24 protein-coding genes are annotated in these 25,625 nt (G+C 70.8%); 12 read left to right on the plus strand and 12 right to left on the minus strand.

The genetic code is table 11. From position 1 onward, the window contains the following. Window positions 1-12: 12 nt before the first annotated feature. The 3 genes from AC5RV6_RS09070 to AC5RV6_RS09080 are packed head-to-tail and all read right to left on the minus strand — an operon-like array spanning window position 13 to window position 2,134. Window positions 13-594 carry a CbiQ family ECF transporter T component gene (locus AC5RV6_RS09070; protein ID WP_494006978.1) on the minus strand — a complete coding sequence of 194 codons (582 nt, stop codon included), beginning with the start codon at window positions 592-594 and terminating at the stop codon, window positions 13-15. After that, a complete protein-coding gene (locus tag AC5RV6_RS09075) occupies window positions 594-1,436 on the minus strand; it encodes an energy-coupling factor ABC transporter ATP-binding protein (RefSeq protein ID WP_494006979.1) in 843 nt (280 codons plus the stop codon). The genes AC5RV6_RS09070 and AC5RV6_RS09075 overlap by 1 nt, the downstream gene beginning before the upstream one ends. Continuing rightward, window positions 1,433-2,134, minus strand: a complete 702-nt coding sequence (locus AC5RV6_RS09080) for a biotin transporter BioY (RefSeq protein ID WP_494006980.1) — start codon at window positions 2,132-2,134, stop codon at window positions 1,433-1,435. The genes AC5RV6_RS09075 and AC5RV6_RS09080 overlap by 4 nt, the downstream gene beginning before the upstream one ends. Before the next feature lie 148 nt (window positions 2,135-2,282). On the opposite strand from AC5RV6_RS09080, the gene AC5RV6_RS09085 reads away from it, so the two are divergent. Beyond that, entirely contained in the window at window positions 2,283-3,881 is a 1,599-nt protein-coding gene (locus tag AC5RV6_RS09085) for an ABC-F family ATP-binding cassette domain-containing protein (protein ID WP_494006981.1), read from the plus strand. 17 nt (window positions 3,882-3,898) lie between these two features. Here AC5RV6_RS09085 and AC5RV6_RS09090 read toward each other — a convergent pair whose 3' ends face one another. From AC5RV6_RS09090 to AC5RV6_RS09105, 4 genes are all read right to left on the minus strand, one after another. Continuing rightward, window positions 3,899-4,519: an L-threonylcarbamoyladenylate synthase gene (locus AC5RV6_RS09090; protein ID WP_494006982.1), complete on the minus strand. Its 621-nt coding sequence runs from the start codon at window positions 4,517-4,519 to the stop codon at window positions 3,899-3,901. Between the two features lie 68 nt (window positions 4,520-4,587). Then, a complete protein-coding gene (locus tag AC5RV6_RS09095) occupies window positions 4,588-5,466 on the minus strand; it encodes an SURF1 family cytochrome oxidase biogenesis protein (RefSeq protein ID WP_494006983.1) in 879 nt (292 codons plus the stop codon). After that, the gene (locus AC5RV6_RS09100; RefSeq protein ID WP_494006984.1) at window positions 5,467-5,739 is read right to left on the minus strand and encodes a hypothetical protein; all 273 of its coding nucleotides are present in this window, start codon (window positions 5,737-5,739) and stop codon (window positions 5,467-5,469) included. Between the two features lie 10 nt (window positions 5,740-5,749). Next, window positions 5,750-6,148, minus strand: coding sequence for a DUF3099 domain-containing protein (locus AC5RV6_RS09105; protein ID WP_494006985.1), 399 nt, complete (start codon window positions 6,146-6,148; stop codon window positions 5,750-5,752). 115 nt (window positions 6,149-6,263) lie between these two features. On the opposite strand from AC5RV6_RS09105, the gene AC5RV6_RS09110 reads away from it, so the two are divergent. Next, complete coding sequence (locus AC5RV6_RS09110) at window positions 6,264-7,004, plus strand: beta-ketoacyl-ACP reductase (protein WP_494006986.1); 741 nt, start codon at window positions 6,264-6,266, stop codon at window positions 7,002-7,004. 200 nt (window positions 7,005-7,204) lie between these two features. Beyond that, window positions 7,205-7,963, plus strand: coding sequence for an SDR family oxidoreductase (locus AC5RV6_RS09115; protein ID WP_494006987.1), 759 nt, complete (start codon window positions 7,205-7,207; stop codon window positions 7,961-7,963). Between the two features lie 80 nt (window positions 7,964-8,043). Here the strand turns inward: AC5RV6_RS09115 and serB are convergent, their stop codons facing one another. Continuing rightward, the gene (serB, locus tag AC5RV6_RS09120; protein ID WP_494006988.1) at window positions 8,044-8,964 is read right to left on the minus strand and encodes a phosphoserine phosphatase SerB; all 921 of its coding nucleotides are present in this window, start codon (window positions 8,962-8,964) and stop codon (window positions 8,044-8,046) included. A 169-nt stretch (window positions 8,965-9,133) separates the two neighbouring features. Between serB and AC5RV6_RS09125 the strand changes: the two genes are divergently transcribed. The 8 genes from AC5RV6_RS09125 (at window position 9,134) to AC5RV6_RS09160 (ending at window position 15,953) form a co-directional block, all read left to right on the plus strand. Then, on the plus strand, window positions 9,134-9,925 hold the full coding sequence (locus AC5RV6_RS09125; protein ID WP_494006989.1) for an ABC transporter ATP-binding protein: 792 nt from the start codon (window positions 9,134-9,136) through the stop codon (window positions 9,923-9,925). Between the two features lie 3 nt (window positions 9,926-9,928). Further along, window positions 9,929-10,696, plus strand: coding sequence for a sulfite exporter TauE/SafE family protein (locus AC5RV6_RS09130; RefSeq protein WP_494006990.1), 768 nt, complete (start codon window positions 9,929-9,931; stop codon window positions 10,694-10,696). Window positions 10,697-10,710: 14 nt separating this feature from the next. After that, entirely contained in the window at window positions 10,711-11,520 is an 810-nt protein-coding gene (locus AC5RV6_RS09135; RefSeq protein ID WP_494007388.1) for a TrmH family RNA methyltransferase, read from the plus strand. Window positions 11,521-11,724: 204 nt separating this feature from the next. Next, window positions 11,725-12,474, plus strand: a complete 750-nt coding sequence (locus AC5RV6_RS09140) for a hypothetical protein (RefSeq protein WP_494006991.1) — start codon at window positions 11,725-11,727, stop codon at window positions 12,472-12,474. Between the two features lie 132 nt (window positions 12,475-12,606). Then, window positions 12,607-12,864, plus strand: coding sequence for a type B 50S ribosomal protein L31 (locus AC5RV6_RS09145; protein ID WP_494006992.1), 258 nt, complete (start codon window positions 12,607-12,609; stop codon window positions 12,862-12,864). Between the two features lie 101 nt (window positions 12,865-12,965). Next, window positions 12,966-14,048: a lipoate-protein ligase LplAB gene (lplAB, locus tag AC5RV6_RS09150; RefSeq protein ID WP_494006993.1), complete on the plus strand. Its 1,083-nt coding sequence runs from the start codon at window positions 12,966-12,968 to the stop codon at window positions 14,046-14,048. A gap of 118 nt (window positions 14,049-14,166) precedes the next feature. Beyond that, window positions 14,167-15,546 (plus strand): Na+/H+ antiporter NhaA, encoded by a 1,380-nt coding sequence (gene nhaA, locus AC5RV6_RS09155; protein ID WP_494006994.1) that lies wholly within the window; start codon window positions 14,167-14,169, stop codon window positions 15,544-15,546. 74 nt (window positions 15,547-15,620) lie between these two features. Next, the gene (locus AC5RV6_RS09160; RefSeq protein WP_494006995.1) at window positions 15,621-15,953 is read left to right on the plus strand and encodes a cupin domain-containing protein; all 333 of its coding nucleotides are present in this window, start codon (window positions 15,621-15,623) and stop codon (window positions 15,951-15,953) included. A 30-nt stretch (window positions 15,954-15,983) separates the two neighbouring features. Here the strand turns inward: AC5RV6_RS09160 and pepN are convergent, their stop codons facing one another. Next, a complete protein-coding gene (pepN, locus tag AC5RV6_RS09165) occupies window positions 15,984-18,599 on the minus strand; it encodes an aminopeptidase N (protein WP_494006996.1) in 2,616 nt (871 codons plus the stop codon). Window positions 18,600-18,699: 100 nt separating this feature from the next. Beyond that, entirely contained in the window at window positions 18,700-19,800 is a 1,101-nt protein-coding gene (locus tag AC5RV6_RS09170; protein ID WP_494006997.1) for a YeiH family protein, read from the minus strand. A gap of 106 nt (window positions 19,801-19,906) precedes the next feature. Between AC5RV6_RS09170 and AC5RV6_RS09175 the strand changes: the two genes are divergently transcribed. After that, window positions 19,907-22,705 (plus strand): cation-translocating P-type ATPase, encoded by a 2,799-nt coding sequence (locus tag AC5RV6_RS09175; protein WP_494006998.1) that lies wholly within the window; start codon window positions 19,907-19,909, stop codon window positions 22,703-22,705. 6 nt (window positions 22,706-22,711) lie between these two features. Here the strand turns inward: AC5RV6_RS09175 and AC5RV6_RS09180 are convergent, their stop codons facing one another. Continuing rightward, the gene (locus tag AC5RV6_RS09180; protein ID WP_494006999.1) at window positions 22,712-24,154 is read right to left on the minus strand and encodes an SDR family NAD(P)-dependent oxidoreductase; all 1,443 of its coding nucleotides are present in this window, start codon (window positions 24,152-24,154) and stop codon (window positions 22,712-22,714) included. Window positions 24,155-24,314: 160 nt separating this feature from the next. Continuing rightward, complete coding sequence (gene glgC / locus AC5RV6_RS09185; protein WP_494007000.1) at window positions 24,315-25,559, minus strand: glucose-1-phosphate adenylyltransferase; 1,245 nt, start codon at window positions 25,557-25,559, stop codon at window positions 24,315-24,317. Between the last annotated feature and the right edge of the window lie 66 nt (window positions 25,560-25,625).

Raw genomic sequence — 25,625 nt, forward strand, 5'->3', positions numbered from 1 at the left:
GGCTTCGCGCGCTCAGTCCTGCCGTTCGCCCAGCCCCCGGGCGGCCAGGGCGTCGCCGGTGCGCCGGGCGTAGGCAACGGTGCCGACGACGGCGGGCACCAGCAGCGCCCGCGGGCTGCGGCCCACTCCCCGTGCCGCTGCCGCCTGCCGGGCATCCCGCAGGGCAGCCGACAGCCACGGCAGGCTGCGCAGCATCAGGCCGACGGCGAGGGCAAACCGTTCCGGATCGGCGCCGAACCGCCGCAGCGGACGCACCAGCGCGGCCAGCCCGTCCAGCAGCACCGGTACCGGCGTGGTGGAGACCAGCAGCTGGGCGGCGCCCACGCAGGCAAGGATCCCGACCGGCACCGCCACCGCTGCCTCCCAGCCGGAGGAAAAGAACTGGAACCCGCCGAGCAGGACCAGCACCGGCAGTGTCTGCAGCGTGGTGCGCACCAGCTCCCGAAGATGCCCGGACACCGCGAATCCGGCGTACACCAGCAGCAGGGCCAGCGCGGCGGCCGGGGGAGTGCGGACCGCCAGCACCCAGGCTGTCAGCGCCGCGACGGCCAGTGCCTTGGCCGGCAACGGCACCGACAGGGCCAACCTGCGCATCAGCGGACCGCCCCGGCCTGCGCGGAGCGGGCGCGGTACTCGGCAATCGCAGGTCCGGGCGCGCCGTCGAACGCAATCCGTCCTGCCTCCACCACCAGGACCCGGTCGGCGTCCGCGGCGAAATCCAGGTCGTGGGTGGTCCAGAGGACCTGCTGGGGGAGTGCGGCGAAGAGCGACCGGAGCCGCTCGGTGTTGCGCAGGTCCAGCAGCGTGGACGGCTCGTCGGCCAGGAGGACCGCCGGGTCGACGGCGAGCACCCCGGCCAGGGCCACGAGCTGGCGTTCACCGCCGGAGAGGTCGTAGATGCTCTGGTCCGCCAGCGGCAGCAGGCCCAGCCGGTCCAGCCGGGCCTCCACCGCCGCCTCCCGCTGCCGGCGGTCCGGGATGCTGCGGCGCAGGGAGAGGTCGACGTCGTCCCGCCCGGTGGACAGCACCAGCTGCGACAACGGGTCGGTGAAGACGAACCCGACCGCACGCCGGACGGCGGCGGTGGACTCGGCGACGTCGAGCCCCCGCACGCGCACAGCGCCCGACGTCGGGCGGACCAGCCCGTTGATCAGCTTGAGCAGCGTGGACTTGCCGGAGCCGTTGGCACCGATCACGGCGATGCGCTGCTCGGTGAGTACCAGGTTCACGTCCTGCAGGAGGTGCCGCGGACCGCCGTCGGGCCCGGGCACGCTGACGCCGACCGAGTCGAAGACAATGCTCCCGTCTGCAGGCGACGTTCCGGGCACCGGGCCCGGCACGGGCCGGTCGCCCGAAGCAGGTTCGCCCGCCCGTTCTGCGGCGGCGCCTGCGGCACCGTCTCCCGGGACAGCCGTACGGCGTCGGAACAGGCTCATTCGGCGCCGGTTCCCATCCGGGGGAACGCCCGGAAGACCGCCGCAGCGAGCAGCCCGGCGACCACGCACTTGATGACGTCACCGGGGACGAACAGCAGGTCCGCCAGCAGGGCGGCCTCGAGGCTGAGTCGGCCATTGATCATCATGCCGGCGATGCCGAGCGGATGAATGACCAGGAAGGAGGCGACGGCGGCCGCAGCGACCAGGAGCACGGTCCGCAGCCCGGCCCTTCGCCCTGCCGGGCGCCCCGCACCCTGCCGCCAGGCCAGCCGGGAGAGGGCCCCGGCCACTGCCGCACCCGGCAGGAAACCGAGCAGGAACCCGGCGGACGGCAGCGCCAGGACGCCGAGCCCGCCCCGGAAACCGCTGAACACCGGCAGGCCGGCAAGCCCGACGAGCAGATACAGCCCCACCGCCGCCGCCGCGCGGGCCGGACCCAGGATCAGGCCGGCCAGCAGCACGCCGAGGGTCTGCAGCGAGATCGGCACGCCCAGGGCCCCGACGGGGACGCCCGGCAGCACCGACAGCGCCGCGATCAGGGCTGCGAAGACCGCCGTCAGGGCAAGATCCGCACCGCGGTTCCGGGAACGGAGCTGCCTGCCCCGCCCGCCCGGACCCGCGGCTGAACCTGCGGTGGCGGCGCGGAGCGCGGTCTGCGCGTCCGACGGGTGGACGGGGTCATCGGAAAAACGGGTCACGGTGCCTCCGGTGCGAAGTGCGGCGCCAGCCGCCGCACTTCCGACCCTAGTGGCGGGTTGCGGCCCTGCCATTGGAGGTTTTCTACAAACCGGCCCGCAGCGCTAGACTGGATAGCTGCCCCTCCCCACCCCCGAAAGGTTTTACCTGGTGATATCCGTATCCGGACTCGAACTGCGTGCCGGCGCCCGTCTGCTGATGGACGAAGTCACGTTCCGGGTGGACAAGGGAGACAAGATCGGGTTGGTGGGCCGCAACGGCGCCGGCAAGACCACCCTGACGAAGGTCCTGGCCGGAGAGGCGCTGCCCGCGGCCGGCACCATCACCCGCAGCGGACTGATCGGCTACCTGCCCCAGGACCCGCGCACCCCGGACATGGACCAGCTGGCGCGGGACCGGATCCTCTCCGTGCGGGGCCTGGACACCGTGGTGCGCAACCTGCGCAAGAGCCAGGAGGAGATGGCCAGCGACGACGACGCCGTCGCCCGCAAGGCCATGAACCGCTACGACCGGCTCGAGGCGGAGTTCCTCGCCGGCGGAGGCTATGCCGCCGAAGCGGAGGCCGCGGCCATCTGCTCCAACCTGGCACTGCCGGACCGGCTGCTGAACCAGCCGCTGAAGACCCTCTCCGGCGGCCAGCGGCGCCGCGTCGAGCTGGCGCGCATCCTGTACTCCGGGGCCGACACCATGCTGCTCGACGAGCCGACCAACCACCTCGACGCCGACTCGATCGCCTGGCTGCGCGAGTTCCTGAAGAACCACTCCGGCGGGCTGATCGTGATCAGCCACGACACCGAGCTGCTGGAGGCCACCGTCAACAAGGTCTTCAGCCTCGACGCGAACCGCGCCACCATCGACATCTACAACCTGGACTGGAAGCGGTACAAGGTCCAGCGGGAGACTGATGAGCGCGCGCGGAAGCGTGAACGCGCCAACGCCGAAAAGAAGGCCCAGGTTCTCATTGACCAGGCGAACAAGATGCGTGCCAAGGCCACCAAGGCGGTGGCCGCCCAGAACATGCTCAAGCGGGCCGAGCGGCTGCTCGGCGGGCTTGAGGCCGAACGCACCTCGGACAAGGTCGCCGCGCTGCGCTTCCCGGAGCCGGCGCCGTGCGGACGCACCCCGCTGACCGCCGAGGGCCTAAGCAAGAGTTACGGGTCGCTGGAGATCTTCACCGACGTGGACCTGGCCATCGACCGCGGCTCGCGCGTGGTCATCCTGGGCCTGAACGGCGCGGGCAAGACCACCCTGCTGCGCATGCTCGCCGGCGTGGACAGGCCCGACACCGGCCAGGTCGTGGCCGGGCACGGCCTGAAGATCGGCTACTACGCCCAGGAGCACGAGACCCTGGACACCGAGCGGACCATCCTGGAGAACATGCGCAGCGCCGCCCCGGACATGGCCGATGCCGAGGTCCGCGGCATCCTCGGGTCATTCCTGTTCTCGGGCGACGACGTGAACAAGCCGGCAGGCGTGCTCTCCGGCGGCGAGAAGACGCGCCTGGCGCTGGCCACCATCGTGGCGTCCTCCGCGAACGTCCTGCTGCTCGATGAGCCCACCAACAACCTGGACCCGGCCAGCCGCGCGGAGATCCTCGGCGCCCTGAGCAACTACAAGGGCGCCGTGGTGATGGTCAGCCACGATGAAGGCGCCGTCGAAGCGCTGAACCCCGAGCGCGTGGTCCTGCTGCCCGACGGCGTCGAGGACCTGTGGAATTCCGATTACCTGGAGCTCGTCACCCTCGCCTGAGCACGGAGCCGGCCCGGCTACTCGAAGCGGGACGGATCTCCTGCGCCGCGCCTGAGGATCTCCGGCCTGCCGCTGGAGAAGTCGACGACGGTCGTGAGGTCCGGCGGGCAGAACCCGGCGTCCAGGACGGCGTCCAGCTGGTGGTCCAGCCGCTCCTTGATGTCCCAGCCTTCGGTCAGGGGATCCTCCTCGCCGGGCAGCAGCAGGGTGCTGGAGATCATCGGTTCACCCAGTTCCTCCAGCAGCGCACCCACCACCCTGCTGTCCGGAATGCGCACGCCCACCGTCTTCTTCTTCGGCTGCGACAGCCAGCGCGGCACCTCCTTCACCGCCGGCAGGATAAAGGTGTAGCTGCCGGGGGTGGAGGCCTTGATGGCGCGGAAAACGTCATTGTCCATCGTGACGAACCGGCCCAGCTGCGCAAAGTCCCTGCACATCAGCGTGAAGTGGTGCTTGTCATCCAAATGACGGATGGAGCGGATCCGGTCCAGGGCGTCCTTGTTGTTGAGCTGGGCGCCCAGGGCGTAGCAGGAATCCGTCGGGTAGGCGATCAGGCCGCCGGAGCGAAGGATGGCGGCAACCTGGTCGACGGCGCGCCGCGGCGGGTTGTCCGGATGGATGTCAAAGTATCGTGCCATCTCCCGAGGCTACCGCTGATCCGGCAGCTGCTGTGGCGGGCAGGCCGCCGGGAACGGCCTATCCGGCCTTACCGCGCGTCAAGATCCTCCTGCGCGTCGAGGATGGCGTCCTCTTCCTCCTCCTGGGTGGGCCGGCGTCGGGCACGCTGCGGCTTGGGACGGGCGCGCGGTACGGCGGAGTGCATCCCGTCCCCGTCGTCGTCCCGGTCCAGGCCGGCCGCGGCCCAGCGGCGGTTCTGCGCCTCCTGGTAGGCGGCGTAGCCCAGGCCCACGAACAGCAGCACCCCGAAGGCGAACCACTGCATCGCGTACGAAAGATGGGTGCCCTCGCTTCGCTCAGGTACGGCCAGCGGCTGGGGAACCTCCGCCGCTGAGGGGCTCTCCGCAGCCATCACCCCATAGGAGCCGGTGGCGAGGGGATAGTCGAGTTCCGCCGCATAGGCGGCCAGGTCGATGGAGGCCAGCTGCCCGTCCGGGGCGCCGCGCTCGACGGCGGGCTCCGACGGCCGGATGCGCGCGGTCACCTCGACCTCGCCCTCCGGCGGGGCCGGCACGGAGTCCGGATGGCCGGCCTCGTCATTGCCGATCGGCAGCCAGCCCCGGTTCACGGCCACCGCCGTGCCGTCGGACAGCCGCAGGGGCACCAGCACTTCGTAGCCGGGCCGGCCGTTCAGCGGGCGGTTGCGCACCACGCGCTGTTCGGCGGCGTCGTAGGTGCCGGTCAGCGTCACCGGCAGCCACTCGTTCGCCGGGTCGTAACCGGTGAACAGGGCCGGGTCGTAGGCCAGCGGATCGGCGTCGTAGTTGTCTTCGACGACGCCGATGTCGGCGCGCACCGCATCGCGGCGGTCCAGCTGCCACATTCCCAGCGCGCTGCAGACCGCGGCGAGCAGGCACACCAGCAGGAACCAGCCGAGCCACTTGCCCGACAACAGGAACCGGTACATCTACCTGCTGCCCTCCGCCTCGGCCGGCTCCACGCCGGCGTCCAGGGGGAGGGTCTCGCGCCAGAGGCTCCGCTCGCGCAGGTACTCCTCCAGCCACCCGCGGTGGTCGGCGCAGGCCAGCCAGGTCTTGCGGCGCTCCGGGGTGTGGATCCGCGGGTTGTTCCACAGCAGGCGCCACGCGGCGTCGGCGCGGCAGCCGCGCCGGGAGCACACGGGCGCGCCCTCATCGGGGCCGGGGCCGGCAGGGCCGGAGAGCGAGTCGAGGAGGTTCATGGAGCGTCCGTCAGGCCTTGTCGTTGTCGTCGTTGCGCTGGTCATCAATGATCTCACCGTGCAGCACGGTGGTTTCGGGCCGCTCGTCCGCCGGCTGCGGGGGAGCGGGCGAACCCAGGGCCTGCATCGGCGGGGCGTCGATCATGGCGCCCGTGTCCATGGTCCGGGTGTCGCTTCCCCCGTTGGCGATCACCACGGCGAACCAGGGGAGCACGACGGCGCCCACCACCACTACCCAGATCATCCAGCCATGGACGAAAAAGAGCAGGAAGAGGCACACCATGCGGATGCTCATCGACACCGTGTACTTGATCATGCGGGAGCGCATCTCGTCCGAGTGCGCCGCCCTGGCTCCGGTGATCCGGGGGATCCCCCCGACGTCGCCGGATTCGCTGGATTGCCTGTTCATCACCCTCCAAACACGTTCGACCATTCTCTCACTGCCCGGTGCGTTGCAGAACCCGGTTTCGGCGCGGCTAGGATCGAACCGGACCCGGCCCCCTACCCCCATGGAGGATTCTTTCGTGCAGAACACCCAGCAGACCCAGCCCGATGCCGTGCAGGGCCGCAGCGTACTGGTGACGGGAGGAACCCGAGGAATCGGCCTCGCCATTGCCCGCGAATTCCTCGCGGCCGGAGACCGGGTGGCGGTCACCTACCGCTCCGGAGAGGTGCCCGAGGGCATGCTCGGCGTGAAGGCGGATGTGACCGATGCCGCGTCCATCGATGCCGCCTTCACCGAGGTCGAGGCAGCCCACGGGCCGGTGGAGGTCCTCGTCGCCAACGCCGGCATCACCCGCGACACCCTGCTGCTGCGGATGAGCGAAGAGGACTTCACCGACGTCGTCGACACCAACCTCACCGGCGCCTTCCGCGTGATCAAGCGGGCGTCGAAGGGCATGATCCGGCTGCGCAGGGGCCGGGTGGTGCTGATCAGCTCCGTCGTCGGCCTGTACGGATCGCCGGGCCAGATCAACTACGCCGCGTCCAAGGCCGGCCTCATCGGCATCGCCCGCTCCCTGACCCGGGAGCTGGGCTCGCGCGGCATCACCGCCAACGTCGTCGCTCCCGGCTTCATCAACACCGACATGACCCGGGCGCTGCCGGAGCAGACCCAGAAGGACTACCTCGGCTCCATTCCGGCCGGCAGGTTCGCCGAGCCTGAGGAGGTCGCCAAGGTGGTCCGCTGGATCGCCGGCGACGAGGCCGCCTACATTTCCGGCGCCGTGATTCCGGTGGACGGCGGGCTCGGCATGGGGCACTGACGCCGCCCCTGCGCTCCGCGGCGCCGGCAGGGCCGGGCATCCCCGGCCCTGCCAGCTTCGGCGCAGGTTCCTTGGAGGAATCCTCCACTGCCGGGACCGGCACCGGCTGGCAGGATGGGAACAGTGCTTCCAGCGCCCTGGACAGTTCCCACAAGCGCGCCGGACAGATTTCGCAAGCTCACCGACCTGAAGGAGTTCCCATGGCCCAGCTGGAGGGAAAGACCGCCATCGTTACCGGATCCTCGCGCGGCATCGGCGCCGAGACCGCGAAGCTGCTCGCCGGCCAGGGCGCGGCCGTGGTGGTGAACTATCGGCAGAAGGCGCCCCGGGCCAACAAGGTGGTGGCTGCCATCGAGGCGGCCGGCGGCCGTGCGGTGGCCGTCGGCGCCGACCTGACCACTCCGGAGGGCCCGGAGGCGTTGGTGGCGGCGGCGAAGGAGAACTTCGGCGGCCTGGACCTGCTGGTCCTGAACGCCTCGGGTGGAATGGAGACCGGCTTCGGCGAGGACTATGCGCTGCGCCTGAACCGCGACGCCCAGGTGGCCATGGCCCGGGCTGCGGCCGAGGCCATGCCGGCCGGCTCGCGGATCGTCTTCGTGACCAGCCACCAGGCGCATTTCATCAAGACGGTGCCCACGATGCCCGAATACGAGCCGGTGGCGCGCAGCAAGCGCGCCGGCGAGGACGCCCTGCGCGCCCTGGAGCCCGAACTCGCCGAGCGCGGCATCACGCTGGTGGTGGTCTCCGGAGACATGATCGAGGGAACCGTCACCGCCACCCTGCTGGACCGTGCCAACCCGGGCGCCATCGAGGCCCGCCGCGAGGAGGCCGGAAAGCTCTGGTCCGTGGAGGAGTTCGCCGCCGAGGTGGCACGCATGGCCGTCGCCGACGTGCCCGGCGGGCACACCGAATACATCGGCGGCGAAGACTACCTGGCCGCTTCCGGACCGCAGGCCTGACCGGCCCGCAACCGGATACGGCAAAGGGCCCGCCGCACACGAACCGTGCGCGGCGGGCCCTTTGCCGTACCGGGCCGGGCCTAGGCGAGGTTCGCGAAGTGCCGGATGACGGCGAGGCTGGGCAGGTCCAGGACGGCGTCGGCGGCCGCGGCCACCGCGGGCTTGGCGTTGAAGGCCACACCCAGGCCCGCCGCGGCCAGCATGTCCAGGTCGTTCGCGCCGTCGCCCACGGCGATGGTCTGCGCTTCGTCGATGCCCAGCTCGGCGGCCCAGGCCCGCAGCGACGCGGCCTTCGCCGCCCGGTCCACCACATCCCCGACCACGGTACCCGTGAGCGCACCGGCCTCGATGCCGAGCTGGTTGGCCCGCGCACGCGTCAACCGCAGCCGCTGCGCCAGCGGGGCCAGGACCTGGTTGAACCCGCCCGAGACCACGGCGACGGCGTGGCCCGCGTCAAGGAACGCGCCCAACAGCTCCTCGGCGCCCGCCGTCAGCTCGATCCGACCGCCGACCTCGTCGATGACGGTCTCCGGAAGCCCGGCCAGGGTCGCCACCCGGGCGTGCAGGCTCTGCGCGAAGTCCAGTTCCCCGCGCATGGCCGCTTCCGTCACGGCGGCGACTTCGGCTTCCCTGCCCGCGTGTGCGGCCAGCAGCTCAATGACCTCCTGGCGGATCAGCGTCGAATCGACATCCATGACCAGCAGTTTCCGCCCGGGGGCGAGCAGGGCCGGCGGCACGACGGCGGTCTGTGCGGCGGGGGCACCCGTTCCGTCCGACAGCGCGGCGGCCGCAGCCCGGACGCACAGCCGGAGCGAGTCCAGGGAACCTTCCCAGCGGACCAGGAGGCGGCTGGCCTCCCAGCCCGGACCGCCGGCATTCTCCAGCTCCACGATCTGCGCCCCGGCGTCGGCGACGGCGCGCTGCACGGTGGCCAGGTACACGTCCGGAAGGCGGACGCCGTAGCTCACGAGCGCATATTCGCGGGAATCGGTCGAAGGCATGGGGGTCCGTTCTGGGCTGGAGCGACAGGGCAGGCGCAGGGTGCCGCGCGGGCCCGAGGGCAACCGTGTGCGGTCCCGGCCGCGGGAAGTGCGCGGGCGCCGTTATATGCGTACCCCACCGGGCCTCCGTTTCGCCAACTGCGGCGCCGGTGGCCTAGTCTCTAAGGCTATGAGCGATGTTCTTGAATTTGCCGGCGTCAGCGTGATCCGCGGCGGCAAGGCCCTGTTGGACGGCGTGGACTGGCAGGTCCGAGAAGGGCAGCGCTGGGTCGTCATGGGCCCCAACGGTGCAGGCAAGACCACGCTCCTGCAGATCGCGTCCGGCAGGATGCACCCCACCCGCGGCACCGCGGGAATCCTGGACGAAGTGCTCGGCGCCGTCGACGTCTTTGAGCTGCGCCCGCGCATCGGCCTGGCCTCCGCGGCGCTGGCGAACCAGATCCCGGAGGACGAAACCGTCCTGAACGTGGTCCTCACCGCCTCCTACGGCATGACCGGCCGCTGGCGGGAGAAGTACGAAAAAATGGACGAGCGGCGCGCGTTCCGGCTGCTGGACACCTGGGGCGTCTCCACGCTGATGAACCGCCGCTTCTCCTCGCTCAGCGAAGGCGAACGCAAGCGCGTGCAAATCGCCCGCGCCCTGATGACCGACCCCGAGCTGCTGCTCCTCGACGAGCCCGCCGCCGGCCTCGACCTCGCCGGCCGGGAGGACCTGCTCCACCGGCTCGGGCAGCTGGCCCGCGACGAGGACGCCCCCGCCATGGTGCTGGTCACGCATCATCTGGAGGAGGTGCCCCCGGGCTTCACCCATGCCCTGCTCCTGCGCGAGGGCGGCGTCGTGGCGGCCGGACCGATTGACGAGGTCTTCACCGAGGAGAACCTCTCCGCCGCCTTCGATCTGCCGCTTTCCCTGCGCCGCGACGCCGGCCGGTACGCCGCCGTCGCCGCCGCCCGCAGCTAGGACTTGGACGCGCTGCAAGCCGCCCTGGTAGGCCTGGGCGGCCTCTGGGCCGGTGCCATCAACGCCGTCGTGGGCTCCGGCACCCTGGTCACGTTCCCCATCCTGGTGGCCGTCGGCTTCGCTCCGGTCACCGCGACGATCAGCAACGCCATGGGCCTGATCGCCGGCAACCTGGCCGGCTCCTGGGGCTACCGGCGGGAACTGGCCGGCCTGGGCCGGACCCTGCTGCAGCTGCTGCCGGCGTCGATCCTCGGCGGGATCACCGGAGCCGCCCTGCTGCTGCACCTGCCCGAGAGCGTCTTCGAAGCCGTGGCGCCGGCCCTGATCGTGGTGGCCCTGCTCTTCGTGCTGCTCCAGCCCCGCCTGCAGTCCTGGGTGCGCGCGCGGCGGGAGCGCACCGACGCTCCCGGCGGGCGCCCCTGGCTTCTCGTCGGACTCATCTACTTCGCCGGCGTGTACGGAGGCTACTTCGTCGCCGCGCAGGGGATCCTGCTGGTCGGGATCCTCGGGGTCTTCCTGCAGGGGACCCTGCAGGCGGCCAATGCCATGAAGAACATCCTGGTGCTGGCGGTGAACCTGGTCGCCGCGTGCTCCTACATGCTCTTCGCCTTCGACCGCATCGCCTGGCCCGCCGTCGCGCTGATCGCCGTCGGTTCCCTGATCGGCGGCTTCGCCGGGGCCGCCATCGGACGCCGGATGCGCCCCGGGGTGCTCCGTGCCGTCATCGTCGTCCTGGGCCTGATCGCGCTGTGGAACATGCTCGCGCCGTGAGTAATGTTGGAGCAGTGAACCTGCAGTACCTGGCCAGCGCCGACGATCCCCGCGTGCTCGACTACACCAACCTCACCGATACGGCCCTGCGCCGGCGCCGCGAGCCTGCCGAAGGCATGTACATCGCCGAGTCCTCCAAGGTGCTCCGCCGCGCCGTCGACGCCGGACACCGGCCCCGGTCCTTCTTCCTCGCCGAAAAGTGGGTGGCGGAACTGGCCGACATCCTCGAGCGCTTCCCCGAGGTGCCCGCGTATGTCGGCGAGCCGGCCCTGCTCGAGGCGATCACCGGCTTCCACCTGCACCGCGGCGCCCTGGCCGCCATGGAGCGGCCGGCCCCGCTGGCCCTGGAGCCGCTGCTGGCCGGCGCCCGGCGGGTCGCCGTCCTGGAGGACATCGTCGACCACACCAACGTCGGGGCGATCTTCCGATCCGCCGCGGCCCTGGAGGTGGATGCCGTGCTGGTCAGCCCCCGCTGCGCCGATCCGCTGTACCGCCGGGCCATCCGGGTCAGCATGGGCACGGTTTTCCAGGTGCCCTGGGTCCGGCTCATCGACTGGCCGGGCCAGCTCGGGCAGCTGCGTGCGGCCGGATTCGTTACCGCCGCCCTGGCCCTGAAGCCGGATTCGCTGACGCTGGACGAGCTCAGCGCCCGCCGGGACGAACGGCTCGCGCTGGTCCTGGGCACCGAGGGTGACGGGCTCGCGCCCTCCACCCTGGCCGAGGTGGATCTGACCGTACGGATTCCGATGAGCGGCGGCGTCGATTCGCTCAACGTGGCCGCGGCGAGTGCGGTGGCGTTCTGGGAATGCCGGCCGCGGAACTGACGGTTTGGCCTGTGCCCTGTTGCGGCGGGCCCTGCAATGCCACAATCGGGCGGGTCAGCCACCCCTTCGGTCCGGGAGCGAGCCATTTCCGCCGATCTGCCCGAGCACACCCGCCTGCCGGGACTCCGCCGCCTCGCCGGTGCCTTGATCTGCGCCTTGGGGTGCGGGCTGGCGTTGACCGCCTGCGGGCCGACCGCTGAGCAGGTGAAGGAACGCGCGACGGCAACGGCCGCCCCGGCCCCGCAGCCCGCACCCGAGGCCGTCCAGACCGTTCCGGCCGCTCCCACGCCCACCCCCACCGCCGCGCCCGCTCCGCTGAAGGTGGGCGTGAGCGGCCGCCAGACCGGCATGGCCGAGCCGGTCCAGAGCGCCTGCCAGTGGCTGCTGCGCCGGGAGACGGACCCGATGCCCGCCACGGAAGCGGCCGCCTGCGTGGCCGCCGCCGCCACGGCCGGGGGAGGGGCGCGCCAGCAGCTGGACAGCAGGACCAGCCTCCTTCCCCCCGGCGTGTACAGCATCGACTTCACGACCTCCGGCAGCTTTTCCCTCCGGCTCGGCGCCGACGACGGCAACCTCGAAGTGCGGGTGGACGAGGAGCGGCGCGAACTCATCATCGACGGCGAGGCGGTCCCCGCCTCCTCAGGCGGGAGCCCGGAGGAGGCGTACGCCGAAGTGCTCGTCGCCGCCGCTGAAACGACCACCAGCCCCGACCGCCTCGCCGCCTTCCTCGGCACCGCGGAGGAGGTGGCGGTCCAGTACGACGTCGAAACCCAAGGCGTGCCGGCAGTGCGCCTGTCCGCGCGGCTGCCTGCGGACGGGGCGGCGGCGCCGGCCCGCAACGCGGTCCTCTGGCTCGACGACTTCTACCGGCCCGTCCGCATCGAGCTGAGCGGGGCGCGGCAGGGCATCGACTTCGGGTTGACCGCCGTCAACACCGCCTGGCGGCTGCCCTGACACGCCGCCGCGGCGAAGTGGCAGCGAATCCGGACGGTGGGGTATGCTTGATTGCTGGCCCTGCGGGGCCGCCCTGAAGCTTTCAAACCACCTGTGGCTGGCAAAATCCAGGCACCAAGAGAAGGTACAACTGTGAAGTCTGATATCCACCCCACTTATGCACCGGTCGTCTTCCGTGACCTGGCGTCCAACACCTCCTTCCTGACGAAGTCCACCGCGACCTCGTCCAAGACCATCGAGTGGGAAGACGGCAACACCTACCCGCTCATCGAGGTGGAAATTTCCTCCGCATCGCACCCGTTCTACACGGGCAAGCAGCGCATCATGGACTCCGCCGGCCGCGTCGAGCGCTTCAACGCCCGGTTCAAGGGCTTCGGCGGCAAGAAGTAGGCTCCGCCGCCCATGGCATGAAGGAAGGGTCCGTCCGGTTTGCCGGACGGACCCTTTCAGCACCCGGGGCCTTTCCCTCCCAGAGAGAAGGAACAGCGACATTGAGCAGCACAGCTGAAGAGAGCACGCGCCGGCACGGCGAATACAAGGTCTCCGGGGGCAAACTGGTCGTCGTCGACCTCGACGTCGTCAACGGGCGGCTCGCCGACGTCTCCCTCGGCGGAGACTTCTTCCTGGAGCCCGACGAGGCCCTCGCCGACATCAACGCGGCCCTGGAGGGCCTGCCGGCGGACTCATCCGCCGCCGATATCGCAGCGGCCATCCGTGCCCGGCTGCGTCCTGACGCCGTCCTGTTCGGCTTCTCTCCGGAGGCCGTGGCCACGACCGTGCGCCGGGCGCTGGCCAAGGCCACCGGCTGGGCGGACCACGAGTGGGAGATCATCCCGCCGACGCCGCTGCCCACCCACCTGCATGTGGCCATGGATGAGGTCCTCACCGAAGAGGTCGGCGCGGGCCGGCGGCGGCCCACTCTGCGGTTCTGGGAATGGCAGGAGTCGCCGTCGGTGGTGATCGGCAGCTTCCAGTCCCTGAAGAACGAGGTTGACCCCCAGGGCGCACGCCGCCACGGCGTGACCGTGGTCCGCAGGATCAGCGGCGGCGGCGCGATGTTCATGGAACACGGCAACGCCATCACCTACTCGCTCTACGTTCCGCAGTCCCTGGTCGACGGCCTCAGCTTCGCCGAGTCCTACCCGTTCCTGGATGCCTGGGTGATGGCCTCCCTCGAGAAGCTGGGCATCAAGGCCTGGTACGTGCCGCTGAACGACATCGCCACCGACCAGGGCAAGATCGGCGGCGCGGCGCAGAAGCGCCTGGCCAACGGCGGCATGCTGCACCACGTCACCATGTCCTATGACATCGACGCGGACAAGATGGTCGAGGTGCTGCGGATCGGCAAGGAGAAGCTCTCCGACAAGGGCACGACCAGCGCGAAGAAGCGGGTCGATCCGCTCCGCCGCCAGACCGGCATCAGCCGCGAGGAGATCATCGACGTCATGCAGCAGACCTTCGCAGACCGGTACTCCGCAAAGATCGGCACCATCACCGAGGACGAAATGCGGCGTGCCGAGGAAAAGGTTCAGCAGAAGTTCGCCACTCCCGAGTGGCTGAACCGGGTTCCGTAACGGAACCGGCGGACCCGGGCAGATTCCCCGCCCGGGTCCGGCAGCAGGTACTGTTGGGGATGGTGTGCCGGGAAGTCTGGTCGGCGAAACGTACGTTCGTCGACCTCTGAAAGGCACCATGAACCACGACCCCCACAACGCCCCCGTGCCCGGTTCGGGGCATCAGGAGAAGGACTCCGCTCCCACCGTGCTGGGCCGCGGCAGCTACCGCGAGGCGCTGCGCATCGGAGATATCCTGCGCCGCGAGACCGTCGGCGGAGCAGTGCTCGTCGTCGCCGCGCTGGTCGCGCTGATCTGGGCCAACTCTCCGGCCTCGGCCTCCTATTTTTCCCTGCGGGACTTCGAAATCGGCTACGAGCCCTGGCACCTGAAGCTCAGCCTCGGCGCCTGGGCCGCCGACGGGCTGCTGGCCGTCTTCTTCTTCCTGGTCGGCCTGGAGCTCAAGCGTGAATTCGTCGCCGGCGACCTGCGCAACCCGGCTCGTGCCGTCGTACCCGTGGCCGCGGCCGTGGGCGGCGTCGCGGTCCCGGCGCTGATCTATGTGCTCATCAACCGCGGCTCACCGGAGGCACTGGGCGGCTGGGCGATACCGACCGCCACCGACATCGCGTTCGCCGTGGCCGTCCTGGCCATCATCGGCTCGCACCTGCCCTCGGCGCTGCGCATCTTCCTGCTCACGCTGGCCGTGGTGGACGACCTGATCGCCATCGCGATCATCGCCATCTTCTACACCAGCGACCTTGCGGCCGCTCCGCTGCTGCTGGCCCTGGTTCCGCTGCTGCTCTACGCCGTCCTCGCCCACCGCCACCGCCGCTTCTTCGGCATGAAGGCCCCGGCCGCGTGGCTGATCCTGCTGCCGCTGGGCATCCTGACCTGGGCGCTGGTGCACGCCTCCGGCATCCACGCCACCGTGGCCGGCGTGCTGCTCGGCTTCATGATTCCCGTGGCCCGCAGCGCCGCCTCGGGCGGGCCCGCAGCAGGCCCCGGCCTGTCCGAGGTCTTCGAGCACCGCTTCCGCCCGCTGTCCACCGGCATCGCCGTGCCGCTCTTCGCGTTCTTCTCCGCGGGCGTCGATGTGGGCGGCTGGTCCGGGCTGGGATCCGCGTTTACGGATCCGGTGACCCTGGGCATCATCGCCGGGCTGATCCTGGGCAAGCCGATCGGCATCCTCGGCACGACCTGGCTGGTCACCAAGGTGACCCGCGCCCGCCTGGACAGTTCCTTCAAGTGGATCGACATCTTCGGCGTCGCCCTCCTGGCCGGCATCGGCTTCACGGTCTCCCTGCTGGTCGCCGAGCTGAGCTTCGGGATGGAAAGCCTGCACAACGACCACGCGAAGGTCGGCATCCTCGCCGCATCCGTGGGGGCCGCCCTGCTGGCGTCCGTCGTCCTCACGGCCCGGAACCGGCACTACCGTGCGGTTGCCGCAGCCGAGCGCGTGGATGATGACGGCGACGGCATTCCCGACGTCTACCAGGGACCTGGCCGGGACAGCTGACCTCCGCGCCCGGCCCGGCGCACCGGCAGGCCGGTGTGCCGGGCCGGGCCCCGGGCCTGTCCTAGACTGCGCCCATGGAAAAGACATCCCTGACCGCGCTCATGCGGCGTCAGCTCGAAAGCGCACGGCACGCGACCAGCGGCCGCAGCGCGCAGACCATCCACGGCGGCCACGGGCACATGCTCCGGCAGACCCTGATTGCGCTCAAGGAGGGCTACGCCCTGGACGAGCACGACCGGCAGGGCGAGGCGACGCTGCACGTGCTGCACGGTCGGGTGCGCCTGCTCAGCGAGGGCGACGGCTGGGATGCCATGGCCGGTGACCTCCTGGTCATTCCGGACCGACGGCACGCGGTGGAGGCGCTGGAGGACGCGGCCTTCCTGCTGACCGTCGCCCTGCCCCGCTGAGCAGGGCGACGGAACGGCCCGCTGCGGGCCTTACCGCCTGCGGGCCGCCTGCTGGACCCGCAGGGCGCGCAGCAGCTGGTCCTGCTCCTCGATGATGATCCTGCGCAGCGCCCGCGGGGCGTCCGTGTTCCCCGCGAGCCAGGCTGCGGTCCGCACGGCGACCGGATTCTCCTCGGGTTCTTCCCCTGCCGCCGCATCCTGGTCGCCCGGGAAGAGCCCGTGCACCAGGCGTGAGGCCAGCTCGATGCTGTGCTCTGTCCAGAAGGCGTCCAGGGCCGTGAAGTAGGGTTCCGTCCAGGCCTGCCGCAGGGAGCGGTCGCCGATGGAGAAGCCCTCGAGCACGGCTCTGAGCAGTTCATTCGACAGCCCGCCGGCGGCGACCGCCTGCTGCCATGCCTCCGCCTTCGCCTCCTGCGTCGGCCGCGCGGCCATCGCCGTGGTCCATCCCACCCTGCCGGCGGCGGTGCGGTCCCGTTCCAGCTCGGCGTCCAGTTCGGGGCGGTCGACGACGCCGCCGGCGGCCAGGGCCTGCAGCAGCAGCCAGCGCAGCTCCGCGGCCACGGGCAGCCCGGGCACCGCTTCCTGCGCATCCTGCAGCAGGGCCGTCAACAGATCGTCGTGGGCCCGGGAGGAGCGGCCGAGCGCGGCGGCGGCGCGGGCCAGGATCAGCTGCCGGTCACTTCCCGGGGCCGCCTCTGTCAGCAGCCGCACGACGCCGTCATACAGTTCACCGCGCAGTGTCCCGCGATCCTCGGCCGGAACGAACCGGGCGACGGCGTGCCGGGCGTTGTCGAGCAGCACCTGCAGCACGCCGGAGCCGGATTCGGCGGCTGCGGCCGCCAGGGCCATCCGCACATAATCGGCCGCCGGCAGCAGCCCGTCCCGGACCGCGTTCCAGAGCGCGGACAGGGTCACCGCGCGGGCCAGCGGGTCGGCCAGGCGCTGCGGCGCGGCGAGGAAGGCCTGCTGCGATTCCGGGTCGAAGCGGACCGAGGCATACGTCAGGTCGCCGTCATTGGGCAGGACGAACTCCGGGCGCCGGCGGCCGACCAGCTCCGGCACGTCGGTGCGCGGGCCGTCGACGTCGAGTTCGATGAGCTCGGTCCGCTGCAGCGTGCCGTCCGCTCCGGCGTCGTAGAGGCCGATCCGCATGCGATGCGGGCGGTGCACCTGCTGCCCGGTCACCGGATCGACGGCCTCCTGGCGGATCGCGGCCCGGGTGAGAACGCCGTTCTCGTCAGTGTCGAGTTCCATGGCCAGGACCGGCACGCCGGCGGTCTGCAGCCACAGCCGGGCCCACGCGCCCATGTTCCGGCCCGAGGACTCCTCCAGCGCCTGCAGCAGGTCCGCGAGGGTCGTGTTCCCGAAGGCATGCCGGCGGAAGTAGGCGCGGGCCGCGTCGCGGAAGGCCTCGAAGCCCACATAGGCGACCAGCTGCTTGAGCACCGAGGCGCCCTTGGCGTAGGTGATGCCGTCAAAGTTCTGCTTGGCGGCCTCCAGGTCCGGGATGTCCGCCGTGATGGGGTGGGTGGTCGGCAGCTGGTCCTGGACGTACGCCCAGGCCTTCCGGCGGTTCGCGAAGCTCACCCAGGAGGCGGTGAAATCCGTGGCCTCGTCCACGGCCAGGGCGCCCATGAAGTCCGCGAACGATTCCTTCAGCCAGAGGTCGTCCCACCAGCGCATGGTCACCAGGTCGCCGAACCACATATGCGCCATCTCATGCAGGATGGTGTTGGCGCGGCGTTCATACTGCGCCTCGGTCGCCTGCGAGCGGAAGACGTACGCCTCGGTGAAGGTGACCAGTCCCGGGTTCTCCATGGCACCGAGGTTGTACTCGGGCACGAACGCCTGATCGTACTTGCCAAAGGGGTACGGATAGTCGAAGAGGTCGTCGAAGAAATCCAGGCCGCGCCGGGTGACGTCGAAGACGGCGTCCGCGTCCAGATGCCCGGCCAGGGAGGCCCGGCAGAAGACGGCCAGCGGAACCTCCTGGACGCCGCCGTCGGCCCGGTCCCGCCGCCAGATGGAATCCTCCCGGTGATAGGGGCCGGCGAGTACCGAGGTGATGTAGGTGGAGATCCGTTCGGTGGGCGCGAAGTCGACGTGCACCATCCCGCCGGGCGCGGGGGTCCGTGCGGTCTCCGGGGCATTGGACCGGATCTGCCAGTCGTCGGGCGCCGTGACGTGGAAAGTGAAGGAGGCCTTCAGGTCCGGCTGCTCGAAGTCGGCGAACACGCGCCGTGCGTCCGCCGGCTCGTACTGGGTGTACAAGTACACCTGCCCGTCGGCCGGATCCTGGAAGCGGTGCATGCCCTCGCCGCTGCGGCTGTAGAGGGCTGCGCCGTCCACCGTCACGGTGTTGGCGGCCGCCAGTCCCGGAAGGTGGATCCTGGAGCCGTCCACCACCTGGTTTACGGGAAGCGGCGCACCGTTGAGCTCGACCGCATGGACGCCGCCGTGGATGAAGTCGAGGAAGGTTGCGGCGCCGGGTTCGGCGCACTCAAACCGGATGGTGGTGCGGGAGCGGAAGGCCGGCTCCGACAGGTCCGGGGCGGTGGACAGGTCCAGCTCGACGTCGTAGGAGCGGACGGTGATCAGGCGGGAGCGCTCAGCCGCCTCGGCGCGGGACAGGTTCTGGTTCGACACCATTTCATTCAACCACTTCCGTGCTCCTCCGCCGTCCGGATCCCGGCCGGGCCGCAACGCCGGGCAGCGGGGCGGGCGGCGGGGCGGCTGCGGCGGGCGGTCAGCCCGCCCCGGGCACCAGCAGCAGGGCCACTGCCAGCCCAAGGCCGGCGACCAGCGCCCAGGCGGACAGGGCGGCGGCGACGGCCCGCACCCCGGAGGCGAACAGGGCGCGGATCCGCACGCCGGCGCCAAGGGCGAACAGGGCGGCGGCGAACAGGAGGTCCTGGAGCACCGCTGCGCCCTCCAGCACCGCCGGGGGCACCAGGCCCGTGCTGCGCACCAGGATCATCGCCAGGAAGCCCAGCACGAACAGCGGCACCAGCGCAGGCCTTCCGCCGCCCCGGCCCCCGTCCGCCGTGCCGCCGGCCTCCCGGGCCCAGGCGCGGCGCGCGGCAAGCCCGGCGGCCGCCGTCATCGGCGCCAGGAGCACCACGCGGGCCAGCTTGACGACCACGGCCGCCGCCAGGGCGGCCGCCCCGGCGGTCTGGGCGGTGGCCACGACCTGCCCGACGTCGTGCACCGAGGCCCCGGCCCAGATGCCGAAGGTTTCGGGGCCCAGGCCCAGCAGCGCCCCGGCCAGGGGGAGGGCGGCGATGGCCAGCGTGCCGCAGAGGGTCACGAGGGCGATCGGCACCACCGTGTCCTCTGGCCTGGTGCGGCGGACGGCGGCCATCGCACCGATTGCCGAGACGCCGCAGATGGAGAACCCGGCCGCGATCAGCAGCGGTTCATCACCCGGGAGCCGGAAGAGCCGGCAGATGGCGTAGGTCCCCGCGAAGGCCAGCAGCACCAGGGCGGTGATCAGCCCCAGTGCGGCCCAGCCGAGCCCGGCGATGTCCACCACGGACACCTTGAGCCCCAGCAGCACGATGCCGATCCGCAGGAAGCGGCGGGCCGCGAGGGCCAGTCCCGGCTTCCAGGGCCCCGCGGCGGCCCTCCCGGTTCCCGGAAGGTTGGCGGCGAGCAGGCCCAGCACGACGGCGGCCGTGAGGACGGGTACCGCCGGCAGCAGGGCGTGGAGGAGGTGGGACAGCCCGACGGCGACGGCGGCGGCCAGCAGCCCGGCAACCGGCCGCGGCAGCCGGGACCCGCGGGAGGCACCTCCGGGCGGCGCCGGCTCCGGCGTGGCGGGCTCGGGCGTTGCGGGGGAGTCGGGCACGGTTCCACCCTGCCCCAGGCCCGGCGTTATTCCGAAGCAGCCACGCCGGTTGACCGGGCGCGTTGCTACCATGGGTGGACGATCCGCGGACCAGGGAAAGTTGCCGATGAGTTCACAGGCCGAAGGTTCAGGCGCAGGCACGTCCACCCGGGAACAGGTCCTCGCCGCTCCCTGGCTTGTCCCGGCCGCCGAGGTGGCGGCCGCCCTGGGCACCGACCCTTCCGTCGGCCTGGCGGCTGACGACATCCAGGCCCGGCTGCAGCGGTACGGCCCCAACCAGCTGGCGGAGGCGAAGCCCGCGCCCGCCTGGCGGAAGATCCTGCGGCTGCTCTCGGACCGGCTGACCATCGTCCTGATCATTGCCGCGGTCGTCAGCGCCGTCGTGTCCCGTGAATGGGAGACGCCCGTGGTGATCCTGCTGGTCATTATCCTGAACACGGCCCTGAACTATGTGCAGGAGCAGCGGGCGGAATCCAGCCTCGAGGCGCTGCGCAAAGCGTCCGTCGACGACTGCAGGGCGCTGCGTTCAGGCGCACCCTGCACCGTGGAACGCACCGGGCTGGTTCCGGGCGACGTCGTGCTGCTGGAGGCCGGCGACACCGTCCCGGCGGACGGGCGGATCCTGGAGGCCGTCCGGCTGCAGGTGGCCGAGGCCGCGCTGACCGGCGAGTCGAAGCCGACCAACAAGGTGGCCGGGCCGCTGCCGGATCCGCAGCTGCCCGTGGCGGACCGGACGAACCTGCTGTTCATGGACACCGACGTGACGCGGGGCCGGGCTGTGCTCCTGGTCACCGGCACGGGCATGGACACCCAGATCGGCACCATCGCGCATCTGCTCGGAAGCACCGCCGAGGAGAAGACCACCCTGCAGCGCAGCATCGACCAGCTGGCCAGGCTGCTCACCTGGATTGCCCTGGCCGTGGTCACGCTGGTGTTCGTGCTTGGGCTGCTCCGCGGGGACAGCTGGGAGACGTTGTTCCTGACCGCCGTCTCCCTGGCCGTCGCCACCATCCCGGAGGGGCTCACCGCCGTCGTCGCCTTCACCCTGGCGATGGGCGCCTCGCGGCTGGCGGCGCGTGGGGCCATCATCAAGCAGCTGGCGGCCGTGGAGACCCTGGGCAGCACCTCGCAGATCTGCACCGACAAGACCGGCACCCTCACCCTGAACGAGATGACGGTCCGGCGGCTGTACACTCCCGCGGGACGCCGCTTCCGGGTCACCGGATCCGGCTACTCCTCCGACGGGAAGATCCTCAGCCCCGACGAGCAGCCCGTCCCCGGCCTCACCGAGGCCTACCTGACCATGGCCCTGTGCAACGACGCCTCGGTGGAGGATGGCCGGCTGACCGGCGATCCGACCGAGGGAGCCCTGGCGGTGCTTGCCGAAAAGGGCGGCATCGACGTGGCCGGCGCCCGCGCCTCCCATCCGCGGGTTGCCGAGGTGCCGTTCGACTCCGACTACAAGTTCATGGCCACCTTCAACCGCTCCGAACGCAGCGGCCGGGTCCACTGCAACGTTAAGGGGGCCCCCGGCGTCGTGCTCGAACGCGCCGGGTTCCTGCTCACCGAAGACGGAGCGGTCCCCATGACTCCGGAGGACCGGGAGCGCATCCGGGCCGACGTCGATTCCCTGGCCGAGGCCGGCCTGCGCACCATGGCGGTGGCCGGCAGGGTGCTGGACGGCCCGCCCCCGGGCAGCCCCGAGGCGCTCTTCGCCGAGGCGGCGGACCTGGTCCTGTACGCCGTGGTCGGCATCATGGATCCGCCCCGGCAGGAGGCGGGGGAGGCCATCGCCACCGCGCTGGCCGCCGGCATCGATGTGCACATGATCACCGGGGACCACTTGGTCACGGCCTCCGCGATCGCCCGCGACCTGGGCATTCCGGGCCGGGCGGCCGCCGGGGCGGCGCTGGACCGGATGGACGACGACCAGCTCCGCGGCGAGGTACCGGACCTGGGGGTGCTGGCCCGGGTCTCGCCCGAGCACAAAATCCGCATCGTCAAGGCGCTGCAGGCGGACGGCTACGTGGTGGCCATGACCGGCGACGGTGTCAACGACGCCCCCGCACTGAAACGCGCCGACATCGGCATCGCGATGGGCATCACCGGAACCGACGTCTCCAAGGGCGCGGCCAAGATGATCCTGACCGACGACAACTTCGCGACGATCGTGGCCGCGGTCCGGGAGGGCCGCGGCATCTACGACAACATCGTGAAGTTCGTCCGGTTCCAGCTGACCACCGCCTGGGGCTTCGTGCTCATCTTCCTGGCGGCGGCAACCTTCGGCTTCGCCGGCGGAGCGCCCTTCACGGCACTGCAGATCCTGTGGGTGAACATCATCATGGACGGCCCGCCCGCCCTGGCGCTCGGCGTGGACCGGACCGATCCGGACGTGATGAAACGGCCGCCGCGGCGGGCCGGCGAGCCGCTGCTCACCGGCCGCAGGATCGCCGTGCTGGCGATGCTGGGCATCGTCATGGCCGCCGGCACCTGCGCCGTGCTGGTCAACGCACCGCAGATGTTTCCGGAGAGCGCGGACAATCCGAAGTTCGCCACCACCATGGCGTTCACCACGTTCGTCTTCTACCAGGTCTTCAACCTGCTCAACGTCCGGTCCGAAACCGGCAGCGTCTTCTCGTTGCGCACCTTCACCAACCGGGCGATCTGGGTGTCCCTGGCCGCGGTGGTGGTGCTGCAGATCCTGGTCGTGCAGCTGAGCTTCTTCGAGGACTTCTTCGATACGGTTCCGCTGACCTCCACCCAGTGGTTCCTGTGCCTGGCGGTCGGCTCCACGGTGCTGGTGGTCTCGGAGATCGGCAAGGCCGTGCAGCGCGCTGCCGCACGGCGGAGCCGACGGCAGCGCGAAGCCCCGCGGCCGGCTCGGACGCCGGCCCTGCCCGGGTAGCCGTTCCTACCAGGGCGAGGGCTTGTAGTCCTTGAGGAAGACGCCGTACTGGTCCACGCCGGATTCGCCCATCACGATCGGATCGTAGACGCGGGCCGCTCCGTCCACGAGGTCCAGGGGAGCGTGGAAGCCCTCCTCGGCCAGCCGCACCTTGGTCGGATGCGGACGCTCGTCGGTGATCCACCCGGTGTCCACCGCGGTCATCAGGATGCCGTCGGTCTCCAGCATCTCACCGGCGCTGGTCCGGGTGAGCATGTTCAGTGACGCCTTGGCCATGTTGGTGTGCGGATGTCCCGGGCCCTTGTAGCGGCGGGCGAACTGCCCCTCCATGGCCGAGACGTTCACGATGTACTTCCGGCGGGCGGGGGAGGCGGCCATCGCCGGGCGGAGCCGGTTGACCAGCAGGAAGGGAGCCGTGACATTGCACAGCTGCACCTCGAGCATCTCCAGCGGATCCACCTGGTCCACCACCTGGGTCCAGCTGTTGATCGCGGCGGTGTCCGGCACCAGTCCGCCGGCGTCGATCGCCGTTCCCGCCTCCATGCGGGCCAGCGAGGAGGAGCCTGCGGTCAGCGCCAGGGAGGTGACGGCGTCGGCGGCCAGCACCGGGTGCGCCGCCACCGATCCGGCCAGCGCAGTGGGGTGCGCATCGTAGGTGTGGCCGAAGGTGACCAGCTCCGGCAGGGGCCCGTCCGGCAGCGGTGCCAGCTCGGCGTCGGCCAGGGGACGGTAGGCATTGGCGGACCGGCGCACGGTCTGTGCGGCGTTGTTGATCAGGATGTCCAGCGGGCCGGCGTCGGCGACCGACTCGGCGAGGGACAGCACCTGGGCCGGATCCCGGAGGTCGATGCCGACGATGCGCAGCCGGTGCAGCCAGTCGGCCGAGTCCTCCATCGCGGCGAACCGCCGGGCGGCATCCTTGGGGAACCGGGTGGTGATGGTGGTGTGCGCGCCGTCGCGCAGCAGCCGCAGGGCAATGTACATGCCGATCTTCGCCCGGCCGCCGGTGAGCAGGGCGCGCCTGCCGGACAGGTCGGTGCGCGCGTCCCGCTTCGCATGGCTGAACGCGGCGCATTCGGGGCACAGCTGGTGGTAGAAGGCATCGACCACCGTGTAGGGCTGCTTGCAGATGTAGCAGTTGCGCGGGCGGATCAGCGTCCCGGCGGAGGGACCGTGCGCGGCGCTCCTCAGCTGGGCGCCGCGGGTCTCATCGTCGATGCGGTCGGCGGCACCGGTGGCGGTCAAGGCGACGACGGCGCGGTCGGCCTCGGCCACCGCGGACCGCTTCTCGTTCTTCCGGTGCTTCTTCACGGACTTGAACATCTTGGCGGTGGCCCGCCGGACGGCCACGTAGTCGGGGTGTTCCTCATCCAGGGTGTGGATGGAGTCCAGGACCTTCAGGGTGGTCTGGATGTCTTCCGGGCTCAGCTCCGGGCGTGCGTTGTTCATGGGGGCCTTCTGCTCATCGGTGCCGGTGGACACACGGCGCCGGCGCATCTGGTGCGCCCCCTGAGACTACCGGAGAAGCCGCTGTCCGCCCGTATCCGGGGCAGGGGGACGGTGAATCTCACACCGCCGCCCCTGCCTTCCGGGCAGATGGCGCCGCTCGTCAGGGCATTGCCACGTGCTGGCCCTTGCTGAGCACGGTCAGGCCCGACGGCGTCACCGTGAACCCGCGTGCCAGGTCGAGCTCACGGTCGACGCCGATCGTCGCGCCGGCCGGCACCTGGACGTTCTTGTCCAGGATCGCGCGGGTCACCACGGCCCCGGGACCGACATGGACGTTGTCCATGATGACCGAGCCCTCCACCACTGCGTCCGAGTCAACGTACACATCGGGAGCGAGGACCGAACCGGTGACCGTGCCGCCGCTGATCACGACGCCGTTGGAAATGATCGAATCGAAGGTGGTGCCCGGTTCGCTGCCGGCGCCGCGCACGAATTTGGCGGGCGGGGAAATGCTCTGCCGGGTGTAGATCGGCCACTGCCGGTTGTAGAGGTTGAAGGCCGGCACCGGCGAGATCAGGTCCATGTTCGCGTCGTAGTAGGAGTCGAGGGTACCGACGTCGCGCCAGTACTTGTGGTCCTGCTCGGTGGCGCCCGGTATCCGGTTCCGGGTGAAGTCGTAGACACCGGCCTCGCCGCGCTCCACGAACCAGGGAATGATGTCCCCGCCCATGTCGTGCTTGCTGACCAGACGCTCGGCGTCCACCCGCAGCGCCTCCAGGAGGGCTTCAGTGGTGAACACATAGTTGCCCATGGAGGCCAGGAACGAGCCCGGATCGTCCGGCAGCCCCGGCGTCGAGTCCGGTTTCTCCACGAACGCCGCAATGCGGGCCGGATCCTCGGGGTCGGTTTCGATCACGCCGAACTGATCAGCAAGCGAGAGCGGCTGCCGGACGGCGGCGACGGTTGCCGGGGCGCCGGAGGCGATGTGCGCCTCCACCATCTGCGAGAAGTCCATCCGGTAGACGTGGTCGGCGCCGATGACGACGACGATGTCGGGCCGGGCGTCGTCGATCAGGTTCATGGACTGGTAAATGGCGTTGGCGCTGCCCAGGAACCAGCTCTTGCCCACCCGCTGCTGCGCGGGCACCGAAGCGACGTAGTTCTGCAGCTGGGTGGACAGCCGCCAGGTTTCGGAGATGTGCCGGTCCAGGCTGTGGGACTTGTACTGGGTCAGCACCACGACCTGCAGGTAGCCCGAGTTCACCAGGTTGGAGAGTGCGAAATCGATGAGCCGGTAGCGGCCGGCGAACGGAACCGCGGGCTTGGCCCGGTCCGCGGTCAGCGGCATCAGCCGCTTGCCTTCTCCGCCGGCCAGCACGACCGCCAGAACCTTCTTCAACGCCATTGATCCCGTCCTCTTCCGTCCGTCCGGGGCGGTTCCCCCGCCCCGGGGCAGGGCCTCGGGCGTCGT

It is taken from the genome of Arthrobacter saudimassiliensis (assembly GCF_059090665.1).